21 protein-coding genes and 1 pseudogene are annotated in these 12455 nt (G+C 60.5%); all 22 read left to right on the forward strand.

Features of this window, described 5'->3' with window-relative positions; all coding sequences use genetic code 11:
• Positions 1 to 100 precede the first annotated feature (100 nt).
• The 22 genes and pseudogenes from LQ788_RS06040 to LQ788_RS06135 all read left to right on the forward strand — a co-directional run bounded on the left by LQ788_RS06040 (position 101) and on the right by LQ788_RS06135 (position 12453).
• A complete protein-coding gene (locus LQ788_RS06040) occupies positions 101 to 715 on the forward strand; it encodes a hypothetical protein (protein WP_231445908.1) in 615 nt (204 codons plus the stop codon).
• The gene (locus LQ788_RS06045; protein WP_231445909.1) at positions 712 to 1431 is read left to right on the forward strand and encodes a hypothetical protein; all 720 of its coding nucleotides are present in this window, start codon (positions 712 to 714) and stop codon (positions 1429 to 1431) included. The genes LQ788_RS06040 and LQ788_RS06045 overlap by 4 nt, the downstream gene beginning before the upstream one ends.
• Before the next feature lie 11 nt (positions 1432 to 1442).
• Positions 1443 to 1721: a hypothetical protein gene (locus LQ788_RS06050; protein ID WP_231445910.1), complete on the forward strand. Its 279-nt coding sequence runs from the start codon at positions 1443 to 1445 to the stop codon at positions 1719 to 1721.
• A gap of 11 nt (positions 1722 to 1732) precedes the next feature.
• Positions 1733 to 2806, forward strand: coding sequence for a DUF2637 domain-containing protein (locus tag LQ788_RS06055; protein ID WP_231445911.1), 1074 nt, complete (start codon positions 1733 to 1735; stop codon positions 2804 to 2806).
• Complete coding sequence (locus tag LQ788_RS06060; RefSeq protein ID WP_231445913.1) at positions 2799 to 3356, forward strand: hypothetical protein; 558 nt, start codon at positions 2799 to 2801, stop codon at positions 3354 to 3356. Before LQ788_RS06055 ends, LQ788_RS06060 begins: the two co-directional genes overlap by 8 nt.
• Positions 3353 to 3679 carry a hypothetical protein gene (locus LQ788_RS06065; RefSeq protein ID WP_231445914.1) on the forward strand — a complete coding sequence of 109 codons (327 nt, stop codon included), beginning with the start codon at positions 3353 to 3355 and terminating at the stop codon, positions 3677 to 3679. Before LQ788_RS06060 ends, LQ788_RS06065 begins: the two co-directional genes overlap by 4 nt.
• Before the next feature lie 20 nt (positions 3680 to 3699).
• Positions 3700 to 4158, forward strand: a complete 459-nt coding sequence (locus tag LQ788_RS06070; RefSeq protein ID WP_231445915.1) for a hypothetical protein — start codon at positions 3700 to 3702, stop codon at positions 4156 to 4158.
• Positions 4155 to 4742, forward strand: coding sequence for a hypothetical protein (locus tag LQ788_RS06075; protein ID WP_231445916.1), 588 nt, complete (start codon positions 4155 to 4157; stop codon positions 4740 to 4742). Before LQ788_RS06070 ends, LQ788_RS06075 begins: the two co-directional genes overlap by 4 nt.
• A gap of 6 nt (positions 4743 to 4748) precedes the next feature.
• Positions 4749 to 4955, forward strand: coding sequence for a hypothetical protein (locus tag LQ788_RS06080; RefSeq protein ID WP_231445917.1), 207 nt, complete (start codon positions 4749 to 4751; stop codon positions 4953 to 4955).
• Complete coding sequence (locus tag LQ788_RS19840; protein WP_262908316.1) at positions 4952 to 5083, forward strand: hypothetical protein; 132 nt, start codon at positions 4952 to 4954, stop codon at positions 5081 to 5083. The genes LQ788_RS06080 and LQ788_RS19840 overlap by 4 nt, the downstream gene beginning before the upstream one ends.
• Positions 5080 to 5391 (forward strand): helix-turn-helix domain-containing protein, encoded by a 312-nt coding sequence (locus LQ788_RS06085; protein WP_231445918.1) that lies wholly within the window; start codon positions 5080 to 5082, stop codon positions 5389 to 5391. The genes LQ788_RS19840 and LQ788_RS06085 overlap by 4 nt, the downstream gene beginning before the upstream one ends.
• Positions 5392 to 5440: 49 nt before the next feature.
• Positions 5441 to 5644, forward strand: a pseudogene (locus LQ788_RS19930) (helix-turn-helix domain-containing protein); the annotation flags it as partial.
• A 360-nt stretch (positions 5645 to 6004) separates the two neighbouring features.
• Positions 6005 to 6598 (forward strand): hypothetical protein, encoded by a 594-nt coding sequence (locus tag LQ788_RS06090; RefSeq protein ID WP_231445919.1) that lies wholly within the window; start codon positions 6005 to 6007, stop codon positions 6596 to 6598.
• Positions 6599 to 6621: 23 nt separating this feature from the next.
• A complete protein-coding gene (locus tag LQ788_RS06095) occupies positions 6622 to 7482 on the forward strand; it encodes a sigma factor (RefSeq protein ID WP_231445920.1) in 861 nt (286 codons plus the stop codon).
• The gene (locus LQ788_RS06100) at positions 7482 to 7811 is read left to right on the forward strand and encodes a hypothetical protein (RefSeq protein ID WP_231445921.1); all 330 of its coding nucleotides are present in this window, start codon (positions 7482 to 7484) and stop codon (positions 7809 to 7811) included. Before LQ788_RS06095 ends, LQ788_RS06100 begins: the two co-directional genes overlap by 1 nt.
• Entirely contained in the window at positions 7811 to 8686 is an 876-nt protein-coding gene (locus LQ788_RS06105) for a hypothetical protein (protein ID WP_231445922.1), read from the forward strand. Before LQ788_RS06100 ends, LQ788_RS06105 begins: the two co-directional genes overlap by 1 nt.
• A gap of 3 nt (positions 8687 to 8689) precedes the next feature.
• The gene (locus LQ788_RS06110) at positions 8690 to 8971 is read left to right on the forward strand and encodes a hypothetical protein (RefSeq protein WP_231445923.1); all 282 of its coding nucleotides are present in this window, start codon (positions 8690 to 8692) and stop codon (positions 8969 to 8971) included.
• Entirely contained in the window at positions 8971 to 9543 is a 573-nt protein-coding gene (locus LQ788_RS06115; RefSeq protein ID WP_231445924.1) for a hypothetical protein, read from the forward strand. The genes LQ788_RS06110 and LQ788_RS06115 overlap by 1 nt, the downstream gene beginning before the upstream one ends.
• Before the next feature lie 174 nt (positions 9544 to 9717).
• The gene (locus LQ788_RS06120; RefSeq protein ID WP_231445925.1) at positions 9718 to 9960 is read left to right on the forward strand and encodes a hypothetical protein; all 243 of its coding nucleotides are present in this window, start codon (positions 9718 to 9720) and stop codon (positions 9958 to 9960) included.
• A gap of 143 nt (positions 9961 to 10103) precedes the next feature.
• A complete protein-coding gene (locus LQ788_RS06125; protein ID WP_231445926.1) occupies positions 10104 to 10886 on the forward strand; it encodes a hypothetical protein in 783 nt (260 codons plus the stop codon).
• A gap of 56 nt (positions 10887 to 10942) precedes the next feature.
• On the forward strand, positions 10943 to 11269 hold the full coding sequence (locus tag LQ788_RS06130) for a hypothetical protein (protein ID WP_231445928.1): 327 nt from the start codon (positions 10943 to 10945) through the stop codon (positions 11267 to 11269).
• A 26-nt stretch (positions 11270 to 11295) separates the two neighbouring features.
• Positions 11296 to 12453: a type IV secretion system protein gene (locus tag LQ788_RS06135; protein ID WP_231445931.1), complete on the forward strand. Its 1158-nt coding sequence runs from the start codon at positions 11296 to 11298 to the stop codon at positions 12451 to 12453.
• Positions 12454 to 12455: the final 2 nt, after the last annotated feature.

Consider the following 12455-nt stretch of genomic DNA (forward strand, 5'->3'; position numbering starts at 1 on the left):
GTCGTGGCAGGACTACCTCGACGAGGAATTCCGAGATGTGAGTTTGCGGCCACCGCGCGAGCTGGAAGAGCAAGTGATTGGTGAACTCAGGGCGGCAGGTATGTCGACTCGAGGCATTGCCTCGGCCGTCGACATGGCCCCGCGCACCGTTGCCCGTCGCGTGGAAAGCTCAACTGTGCCAAATGGCACAGTTGGTGATGACTCGCGAGTGATCGGCTTGGACGGTAAATCTCGCCCCGCAGCCTCGCCGAAACCAACGTCTAAATCTTCGGGAGACGAGCACATCGTCGATGCAGAAGTAATAGAGAACGACGATGACGACGATTACAGCCTCGTGTCTGGTTCCGGTCTTGAACCGGCGTCGGTGAATCTCAGCGAGTCGAGTAACACTCCTGGCCGTGAGCACGTGGTCCGTGCGATTCGGGAACTCCACTACGGAGCCGCAGCACCGTTGCCAATGGTCAAGAAACAGTCCAAGCTCCTCGAGGTTGCGTTCAGTGGGGGAGTCTCCGACCTCGGAACGCTCGAAGGCGACAAGGTCGAAGACCTCGGCCGGGACGTCGCCGACGCACTCGGCGTCCTCTCCGACCTGCTCTCGGCAATGGCCACACAGCCGGCCCCGACGTTTCAGGCCGCGCTGACACATTCGGACACCGTCGGGTCGATCAAGAAGACCATGACGAACCTCCAAGTCATCACTCGGAGCCGGTCATGACGTTCTCCGCCGCTGACACGATCACCCCCTCGTTCGAAACGTGGATCAACGAGACGGTCCAGTCATTCCTGATGATCGGAGTTCCAGCGATCATCGCTCTCAGTGTGGCCGCCGGAATGATCTACGTAATGGCAAAGATGGTGCTGGGGGATCCAGTCACCGGAGTTCGTGCGCAAGGCCAGATCAACGACGACACCCAAACGGACGCTGTGTGGGATGAGGGTGCAATCACCGCCGCACGTCATAACGCAGCGCAGACACGATGGGATCAGTGGCATACGGATCTCGACCTACTCATCGATTACCCCGCAATCCACGACGTCGCACACGAGAAATTCGCCGTGCGGATCCTCAATACCGCCGACGCCGCGAAGAACGCACGCGAGGCTTGGGAAGACCAGCCTCACAGTACGACTCGACTCCAGGGATACCGCGCAGCTGTAGAAGCCTTCGACAAAGCACTGCGCAACGGTGAGCACCAGGCCAAGATTCTCGGCCGCGGACCGTCCCTGGACCCGGTGCTGAAACGAGTGATGGACGATGCCGCGCACCTCGTCGAGATTCTGCGCCGCACCGACACCACAGACGACGACCGGGACCGGACAATGCGGGCACTGTTCAAAGCACTCAAGCCCATCGTCGGTGACCATGCGGTCGAGATCCCGGAACTCGAACCATTCGTGACGAAGCAACTCACGACCACGAAGACCAAGTGATTGGAACACCCATGAAGACCACAAACGTGAAGAAACCAGTCATCCTCCTGGCCACCATCATCCTCACCGCCAGCCTGGCTGGATGCGAACCGAAGAAGGTCGAGGAACCCCCGGAGGGCGCGGACGAAACCAATGATCCCTCCGTTGTTGAGGAACGTGGCGACGGGCAAGGACTCCACGAAGAACCCATCGTCCTCGAGGACGGACGCACCATCACCTGCGTCGTCTACGACGGAGACAACGGCAACGGCGGAGTTTCATGCGACTGGATCGGCCCGGTCGACCAGTGAGAGAGGCAACCATGACTACAGACAACACAGCACTGGCACATAATGCTCCAGCAGACGCAGGAACGGCCTCACCCGTGAAGGATGAGACCGTCCAGCCAGAGAACCATGCAAGAGCATTTAGCAGAATTCAAAGGCAGGACCAGGCTACACCGAACGAGTCGACTACTGCTGTTCATACTGGACCGAAGTCACGGATCAACCCGGACGATCACAGGTTCGTTCGCCTCATCACCATCGGTGTCGCCTTCGCAGGACTCGTAGCGTTCGCGATCAGCTTCGTCGCGCTCATGGAAGTCGCCTCCTGGCTCGGTTTGCCCGAGTGGATGCACTGGGCAGTACCAGCATTCATTGATACCGCGATCCTTGTCTACGCCGGATCAATCCTCATCCACAAAACACGCGGCGAGAAGACCTGGCAGTCCTGGGTGCTGCTGGCCGCGTTCACCGGCCTATCCGTGATCGCCAACGTCGCACACGCCCTGACCTACGGGGATGCGAGGGAAGGTTCCTGGCAGGGACTCATCGGAGCAGTCATCGCTGGAATGGTCCCCTTCGCCGTGTTCGCGGCGACCGAGCAGCTCTCCAGGGTCGCGGTTGAGGATCCGATCTCGCGGAGGCGCGAGAAGCAGGCAGAGGCCGAGTGGTTGGCCGAGCAGGCTGAACGCGAACGTAAGCAGCTCGAGGTCGAAGCCGAGCGGGAAGCAGCCAGACAGGATGCTGAACTGGCACGCGAGCAACACGCTACGAACCTCGAGGTCGTCCGAGCGCAACGGGATGCACTGGCCACTCGGGCAGCGCAAGCAGCCGAAGAAGGTGAACAGTTCGCGCTCCCTCGCACGCCATGGCTGACCAGCGTCCCCGACCCAGAGAAACCGGCTGAACAGCCAGTTCCGAAAACCAAGACGGCAACACCGGACATTGACGCGCTCATCGAGTTCATCACCGAGCGCACAGCACAGGGTGAGGACACGTCGGGAGCGGACCTGGCTGGACAGTTCGGATTCAGTGACAAGACCGGCCGCCGCCGCCTAGCCGCGCTCAGGGACTCACACCCGCAGATCTTCACAGGAGGCACCGATGCCTGACTACACCAAACCATCCAAATCCACAGTCACAGTGGACTCGCCTGAAGCGATTAAGCAGCATATCGCTCAGCTCCTCGGGCGGGAGACCCGAGTGCCGTTCCTCTATAACAGTGCGTCCTCACTCGAAACGGCTGTGGAGCGCATTGTTCATCTTCTCGGTACGAAGACCATCGTGCCGTTCCTCTACGCGGGCCATTTTGACCCAGACGATGTTCGAGAGACACCGCTGGTCGACAGTCTCGCGTGGACCGGGGACGACTCCCTTCACCCGTTCAATGGCAAACCCTTGATCCAGGTGAGGTTGGAAGGCGACCAGCGTGTCCTGTTCATGGCCTATGACCGGGTGGTGTGTCTCGACAACGCGGAGTGCGACTTGTGCGACCCGGTGTGGTGGGACTTCCAAATCCCGGTCAATTTTGTTCCCGTCGGGGCCAGCATTTCGGGACTGATGGACGCAGGACTCGCCGGGCCGGTGGTCGTCGAGGCTCGGGATCTACCACCAGATGCAGTCGACGAGTCGGACGACTCAACTGATGAGGAGGAATCATGAGCGGGAAAACCGTCAAGAGAGTCGAAACCACAACGACCTTTGACCCTGAGCTGCGCGTGAACGTGCGGGATCAGGTCGAGTACTTCCTCGATGACGATTGGCCTCGCGTTGACGGAGACCGGGGTGTGTTCCGGCCGACCATGGCGCGGCAATCGACTTACCGTATGCCTTCCGGCCAGTGGGTCGACCACTATTTCGCGTCCGGCGTGTACATCAAGAAGGACGGCACTGAGGGAGTCAAAACTCACTACGAGTTCGACACTGCTGCCGTGGTCGACATCGTGATGGAGGCTACAGGCCGGGTTTCGGAGGTTGCGCAATGATGCCGTCGTTCACTGATTTTGTGCCTTCACATTGGCCAGTCAACGACTGGCCCACCACGGCACCGAACACCACCCAGACGTTGGAGCACGCACAGGCTATGTCGCCGATGTACCTGGCTGCGCTGTCCGGGGTGGCCTTCATCATCTGGTTGAGCCTCGGCATGATTGCTTGGTCGAAGACTGGTGACGTTTCCACGAAGCGACTCCTAGTCCTCGTTGGTATGGCCGTCACGGTCTTGGCTCTGCGCCTGCTTTCGGGTGAGGGAAGTGTCTCGCCACTGATCGATGTCGCCATCGTGACCGTCGCCAGTGGAGCCCTCCTCCTGCTGGCAGTGGCCGTGTCGGTCGCAATGCCAATTGCGACAGCGTGTGCAGTTTTCGTCGTAGGGGTTCGTCTCCTCGTCAGGCACTGGGGCAAACCGAAACGTGAACGAAGCACAAAAGCGACTGGGATCTTGAGCAAGGGAGAGCAGTCATGAAACGCGTCGACAGCAATCCGGCATCGACGACCGGTCACGTCTGGCCATGCACCGGGTTTTACCACCTCTCGACCGAGAAAGACCGCACGGAGGGGTGCACTTGCGGGGAGAACTCCCGCATGGCCCGCGCTGGTGGAGAACGCAGGAAGCGTTGGCCGATGTGGCTGGGTTGGCTCGGCTCGAGGACGGGACGTGCGGTCAGCGAGGACGTCGCTGGCCGGTACCAGCCGGTCACGGTGTATCAGCGTCCAGCGTCGAAGGTGCGGCAGCTGCTGGGTCTCGGTGCTTGGATCGCTGCTGTGGGCTACGTGGTGGCGTGGTTGACGAATTCGCGGATCCTCATCGATGCCGTTGATTGGGTGCGGGAAGCACCGACTGAACAGGTAGCCGGCGGAACGGTTGCACTCGTGATCTTCTGGGCTTCGGCCAGGCTCATCGGTTTGGGAATCAGGGTCGGGCAGCACCGGTACCGGTACGTCTACGTCACTTCGACGGAAGTGGAGGCCATGCGTGCTCCCGAAGCTCTCGTGTTTCGTACAGGGAATCCGGGTCGGGGAACGTCGGTGGAGCTCGGTGAGGGGTGATTGGTGATGAAGATCGGTGGATTCATTCTCGTTGTGGTGCTGGCGGTCCTGATGACGCTGGGAACCCTGGGCGAGGTGTCTTATTCGGGTCCGTGGTATCTGCACTGGTTGGACGTGCGCTGGTGGTGGCACTGGATCGCCGTCGTTTACTCGTGGGGTGCCTCGATCGTCGACATCGACTTCCACAGTCCCGAAGGACAGATCGGTCAGTGACGGTCATGGCAGATACGCGCGATGAAGAGCAGGCCGAAGTGCCGGGGCAGATGGATCTACTCGACCAGATTCCTGGCGAGACCCGAGGCACGGAAAACAGCACCCCGGAAGGAGAGAAAGAGCAATGAGCACACAGACGTATGAAAGCAGTTCGCTCCGCCGATGGGCTCTGCAGGTCAACGAATGCGGCCGGTTCAGTCCCGAGCAGGTCCAGCTCGTGTGGATGCTGGCAGTCTCGGTCAACGACCGGTGGGAGTCAGACGTCTCCATCGACCGTTTGAGCGCCGATGCAGGGATGAGTGTCGATGAGGTCCGGCATCACCTCGAGGTTCTCCGTGAGAACAACGTGGTGTCCTGGTTCGCCCGGGTTTGCGGCGAATGGGTAAGTACACCCTTCACTCTCAACCGCAGCTTCCCTAAACCGGCAGTCCGGTGACGACGATGACGATGTTCGTAGGCGTAGGGGGTGAATCATGGCGGTAGAGATGATCACGTGGGCCAGGAGGCAGGTGTTCGACCAGTTCGAACTCTCCGGGCCTGAACGGTTCATTCTGATGCTGTTGGCTGACAACGCATCGTTCGACGAGGAGACAGGCCTGTGGTCAGCCTTCCCGTTCCAGAACACTCTGGCGCACGAATCGGGGTTCAACGAGCGCACGGTCCAACGGGCACTCAAACGGTTCAGAGATCTCGGTCTCCTTAGTGTCGAAGTCCGCTACAAGAAGGCCGGTGGGAAGTCGGGAAACACGTACCGGTTCCACCCGGAAGCGGTTAACAAGCCGATTGCTCGGACGGAGCCGACCCCTGATTTTTCAAGAGACGACACAGAGTCGGGTCTTGAAAACTCAAGAGACGACACAGAGTCGTCTATGCCCCCGCAGGCCCGAGAATTCAAGACACGACAGAGAGTCGGGTATGCCGGAAACGAGGACCATACCCGACACACAGTCGGGTCCCACCCGACACAGAGTCGGGTCCCGCGCGCGGAGACTAACGCGGGTGCGTCTCTAACCGTCATTGAACCGTCATCGTCGTCTTCTAGTCCCAGCGTGAGTACAGGCGAGGGGGCGGCCTCGGGCGGAGCCGAGGCCGACGAGACGACGAAGACTGATCACGGCAATCACGAGGGGGGACCAGGACTGGAGCGGTTCGGGACTCACCGGGTGCCCAACGCTCGTGGACCGGTCGACCTTGACCGGCTCGTCGCGGTCGTGGCCGGTCAGTGGTCGGTCAGCCTTGACCGTGACCGGGCGGTCTGGTTGGCCGAGCAGATCACTGGCCGGTCAGCCCGGACGGTCGGGGCACCGGACGCTTTTGTCCGTCGCAGCCTGGTCAACGACGGTCACGAGTGGGAGGCCGCGGTCATTGACCACTTCGGTGACCGGAACATGCGTGACCGGTCACTCGGTCAGCGAACAGCGGGTGACCGGAAGTGCCCGATCCCGCACCACGCGGATTCTGGGTGGACGGCCCGGTCATGCCCGGGCTGCCGTAAGCAATTGGACTTCCCCAAACAGCTTGACCGGTCAATCTACGACGCCCTGGAACCTGATGTCCGGTCACTGATTGACCGGGACCAGACGGTCACGGTCGTGGACATGACCGAGGCCTGTGTCCGGTCACGTGACCGACACGTCGGGTGATGGTCAAGGAAGGACGGTGAACCATGCAAGAGCACGAAGAACCATTCTCAGAACGACAGTTGTTGACCGCAGTCGAGACTGTTGCCAAGCGCACGATCCGGCCCCGAATGTCAGCAATCGGGCTGTCACGGTGGGCCGACGACGTTGCCGGAGACGTCATCGTCTCAGCGTGGAAAGCCCGTGCCGGGTTCAACCCGGAGCTGGGGCAGTTGGAGGCGTGGATCACGGGAATCGCTCGGAATCGGATGGCGGACCTCATCGACGCTGAGACTCGTCGCAATCCCGGCGACCTGGTGTCAGGGCCGAAAGACTCACCAGTCGCGGTCGAGGAAGTCCTCGATCGGATCGCTGCGTCGGACCCGAGGTCGTGGGGAACGGACATCGCGGTCATCGTGGCCGAGCATCTGGCGACGATGACGTGGTTGCGACCGGTCATCGCAGCGGCCGCCTCGGTGATGGAGACGCAGGCGTTCATGGTTGGGTTCCTCACCCACCTGAAGTTCGAGTCCGATGTGAAGACGGCATCGGCAGCGTTTGGGCTCAGCGAGCAGCGGGTTCGTGATTGCAAACGGTTGTTCGAACTCCACTGCCAGGTGATCAGGACCGCGATCGAGCACAAACACAGTGTTGCGGGTCGGGGTATCAGGATTACGGATCTCATCGAGTGTCTGCCAGGTGCTGACGAGTCCGGGTCATGGACGCGAGAGACCGCAGTAGCGATGAGCTCGTGGAAGGGACCGATTGGTCAGGTGCCTGTTGAGCACGTGGTGAAGGTGACTGGGTGGGAGAGGAACACGGTGCGCCAGTACGTATCGACAACGAAGACTCTTCTGCAGGTGGCGTTGGGAGTTCTCAGCGCCAAGGATTCGAAAGGCAAGGCGTGATGAGTAAGAAGAAACAGGCGGGAAGCCTCAACATCGACCTCGACGAGGCGAACGAAACCACCCGGGCAGGACAGGCGGCGTCGACGGACCCGGGACGGTACAAAGGACTGTTCGGGCGGTGGCGGATGATTCGTGACCGCAACCGGGCACGGGTGAGGAAATGGTGGACCTACTACCTGGAAAACGTCGTCCCGAGCGAAGACGATGACGCACCCGAACACCTGCCGAGGATCTTCCACGGCCCGGTCGGCAGACTGCTGTTGGCCGGGTGCGCTGTGGTCGCGATGGGTGTGTGGGTGTTCCTGCTGTGGCTGGTCTGGACACTGTGATGGATGCCCTGCAGGTCCGTCAACGGGTGTTGAAGTACGCGGCGAACGTCGTCCAGGAAGTCACCTACTATTCGCCTGATCGTCGCCGTATCACTGCGCTGGGCCCTGTCGGTGATCACGACCTCGAGGCGATGGGGGAGCGGCCGGCGAAGAATTTCTTGGCGAGGGCGCGGGAGTTGACGTGGACGCCCTATCTCATCTCGACCCAGCTGCGTATTCCCTTGTTCTGGGTGATCCCAGGGGCCGTCTTCGTGGGCCTGACCATTTTCGGCCCGTTCTCGATGTTCACCGACGCTGGGTTCCTTGGCGGTATCTGGGCAGGAATGGCGAACACAGGAATCAGTGTCGGTGTCGGTGCTGGGTTGTATCTGCTCGAGTTCTGGTTGGCGAAGCGAGAAGCCGCCGGGTGGAAGAAGTACGACAGGCTCGTGTTTGCGGGGTGGGCAGATTCGTTGATCTCTGATGATGACGTGTCTACCGTGGCTGAGCTGATTGCCGACGTCGAGACCGGAATGGAGCGAATGCGTCGGTGTGGGCTATCAACCGACGAGTATCTGGCCCAACTGGTGCCTTTGGTTGAAGATGCCTTGCTGTATGCCTCGGACACACACCGGTCGCAGCGGGAAGCGGTGAAGGCACGGCAGATGCTCGCCAAGATCTCCAAGGAAGACATCGACAACGATGACGAGCTGCAGCGACTCCACGATGATCGTCGAGCTATAGAAGGCCAGACGAGCACGGCATTCGCACGGTGGATGGATACCCGGTGGAAACTGGAGAACCTCGGTTCGGAGATCCACGAAGAAGCCGACTTGGCCGAGGCGAAACTCGCTGCAGCGAGATGGAATGCCGAACACGGTAACGGGAGGAACTGAACCATGGCACTGATCAGACTGACTCTGCTCACCGAACGCAGAACTCCTGACACGGTTTCGCCGGAACCGAGAGCGACCCTCGTGAATGCTCAGGCAATCGAATGGGTGACGACGGTGGCTAAGGGAGACCGGATCTACCTGGTGATCAAAACGGTTGGAGAGAGCGGGACTCACAAGTACGCGGCGGTCAATGCGATAGGGAACAACACCGTACGTGAGGTGTGCGCAGAACAAGTGCTGAGAGATTTCCAGACGGTCGTTCAAGCGGCTGAGGAACGACAGTGATGTGGCGCGTTCAGCGGCACATCCAGGGGTACCGGATCAACATTCCGGGTGGTCGCCGCCCCGAGCAGCGGTTGGTGAGCGTCGCCGTTGTTCAGTACAGCCGGTACCCGTCAATGTCGACCGTGGTGCGGTTGCTGATCGCGATCGTCGGAATCACCTGCATCGCCCTGTGGTCAGGGTGGAGTTCGGATGACCTGCCGTGGATCTGCAAGCTGGTGGTCGTCATCGCCTGCGCCGGGTGGGTGTTGATGTTCTACCGCGGGCTTTGCGGGGGGCGGAAGGTGAAGAGGCAGTGGACTGTCCCACATCAGTGGCAGGACCTGCCCGAGACCGTGCTGATGAAGGCTGCAGACGCGGGTGCTCGCGTGCAAGGTCTGGAATGGAGACTGCAGACATTGAAGTACGGGTGGCGTTTCAACGGAAGTGGCGCGTTGTCCCTGCAAAGGGTGGAACGAGGTACAGCTCTGCGGTGCAGCATTGAGGACCAACTTGAACGGGCGAGAGAGGACCTGGTCGTTGCGGTGGAGACCGCTCGACTCGAACTGGAATTGGAGGAAGACCATGCGAAATAGCGAACACACCACCTGTCATGTGACTGGAGGCGACTTGACGAGTGTGGTTCAACGGCTCGGAGGGACGGTCATCGACCTGCGTTCGACGGGCCGGAGGCGGTTGGATCCGCTGTGCGGGTTGAGCACGACCGGGGGTTTCTGTAAGGCAGAACAACGAACTGACGGGAGCTGAGAATGAGAGATGACACGCAAGATGACGGTGGGAAGAAGAGCTATTCGGACCTGGACGAGGTGAGCTCTTACGTCCTGGAAGTGCGGATTCGTGCCCAGCAGGATTTGTTGGATTTCGTGAGACGTACGAAACCGGACGATGCGGACACGATTAGGGAAATGGCTGAGGCGGCGCTGGCGGAGTTGAATCAGGAGGTGTCGGTGCGTGCCCGCATCGGTGAGATTATGGCACGCACGAAACGGTAATCGCGTGGTTGACCGCTGAACCAGATGCGTGGGGCGGGTGTTCTCTTTCGGGAGGGCGCCCGCCCTTTTTCGTGCGCTGACAGACATGTGTGGGCCACAGAGAGAAACGACTACGACAACACACATTCTCTTTGGAGGCTCGGATGCTCAAAGACATCGCGGCACCGTTGACGCAGTTGAACACCATCGCGGCGTGGTTCCTCGGGTCAGCAATAGCACTGGCCGTCGTCGGCTGCGCGTGCCTGCTACTGACCTGGCTGGCCGGAAAAACCTTCTCCATGCAGGAGTGGGTGAAGAAGGGCCAGATCGGGGTCGCCATGTTCTTCCTCGGTGCGCTCCTGCTGGGCTCGATCGGCGGGGGCATCGAATGGTCATCCTCGGACTCGAAAACTGAGGGGCTGTTACCGGAAGCGGCGAAACAGAAAACGATCCGCGTTGACCGGAAAGCACCGCACTCGAAGTGCACGTCGACAGTGTCGATCTCGGCGAAGACCCACCTGGGCGGGAAGAAAGACAAGGCGAAGGACGAGGACGGCGAGAAGTACAAGCCGACAGAGGCCGAGGCCGGGAAGATGGGCCGCGCGATCCGCGAGATCGGCGCCAATAAGTGGGAAGCCGAGTCGGTGAAGACCAAAGACATCAAATGGTCGAAAGTCGGTCGCGCCGGTGACATGCCCAAGAAAGAGGACTGGAAGCAAAACCGGTCCGACTACGAGGCGAAGCACTCCCCAATGTACTCACGCATCCAGTGGCAGCCCGACGGGAAGAAGGGCAACTGCGATAACACCAACTTCCATGCTGCGAAAGGTGCCCCTGTCGAGGTCATCTTCTGGGAAGTCCACCGGAAGGGCAAAGACCCCGATGACTGGGGTTGGAACGTCGCCCAGCAGTACGGATACCGAATGTTCACGATCCCCGTGAAGTAACACTCCCTCTCTTTCCCGGCACTGGGTCGGGGAATACCTGAAAGGAACAACACGAAATGAACGCTGTACACGTCGAACTCGTCAACACCAGTATCGATCTCCTGGCCAAGGGTTATGACCCGGGGATCACACCGAAGTTCGATGCCCCTTGGATGGGGTTCTTCCGCACTCTCGGTGGTCAGATCATCGGTACCGTCATCGCCTGCCTCGTGATCTTCATGGTCTGCGCCGCACTCCTGTGGGTGGGATCGAAGATCTTCGGAGCAGGCAACGGTCAGACGCTGGGCCTGCAGGGTCTGCTCATCGGAGCAATCGCTGCGGCCATCATCGGATCGATCGGTGGAGCGGTCATGTACTTCTCCGGAATCCCCCTCTTCCCCTGACCCGATCCAGTCTCTGAGAGGCCAGCATGCATCTAGCTAAGGGCAAGGACTGGGGAGGCATCCTCGACGGTCCATGGAAGGACTGGGGCGAGTCCATCCAGGCTTTGATCCAGCAATCCATCGACGGATTCGCGATCGCGTCCTGGGAGTTCCTCAAAGGAGCCTTCGGAGTCGGGTCGTTCACCGCCGACGGTGGCGGGTCGGACTGGTGGCTGGCCGTCATCGGCGGCAAGATCGAGGTCTACCAGGGCGGCGTGTACCAGCACACCGTGGAATACCCGGGAATGCTCAACGTCATGGTCATCGCCATGGTGCCCTTGCTGATCATCTTCCTCTCGATCCAGATCTTCATGTCGATCTACCGAGCATCGACAGCGGGAATGATCCGCGCATTCGCCTCCGCAGTCCTGGCAGTCCCGGCAACCTACATTTGCGCCGGGATCGTCTATCTCGGATTGATCGGCACCGACCAGCTCACGCAATGGATCCTCGAGGTCGGGGTGGGGGATACCAGCGGCGACGACGTTGGCGTCGGCGGCATCCTGCGGTTGTTCGGACTCTGGTGGGACCCATCAGCGAACAACGGTTCTGGTGGAGTCCAAGTCGATGCCGGGTACGAAATCTGGGCCATGGCCACCGGCACCGATCAGGTCGGGCAATCGATCCTGCCGTGGATCGTGGCAGGCGTCATCCTCATCTCCTGCCTGATCCTCATGCTCATGATGCTCTTTCGCACCGTGATCGTTCTCGTGCTCGCAATGTTCACCCCGGTCGGTGTGTTCTCCATGTCGTGGGACGCCGCCAAAGGAATCGCCTCGAAGTGGGCGAGCTTGGTGGTGGCGTTGCTCATGGCCAAACCCATTGCTGCGGCAGTCACGAAGTTCGGAATCACTATGGCCTCGATTGGTTCCGACTGGGTGCAGATGGCTGCTGGTGTGGTGCTGGTACTCATCTCGGCGGCAATGCCGATCGTGATGATCAGCATCATCTCCTTCATGACACCCGACTCGGCACGGATGCTCGAGCAGACAGCCGGCGGGTTCGCCATGGCCGGTCAACGCCGGGTCTACGGCGGTCTCGGACGAGGAGGTCAGCGGATGGTGCGCAGCAGCACAAGTGCGGTCAGGAAGACGGTTGGCGCGACGTCCAGGGCTGGCCGACGACTCTTTACAGGCAGAAGGTGAGA

Source organism: Brevibacterium zhoupengii (genome assembly GCF_021117425.1).
GTDB lineage: Bacteria > Actinomycetota > Actinomycetes > Actinomycetales > Brevibacteriaceae > Brevibacterium > Brevibacterium zhoupengii.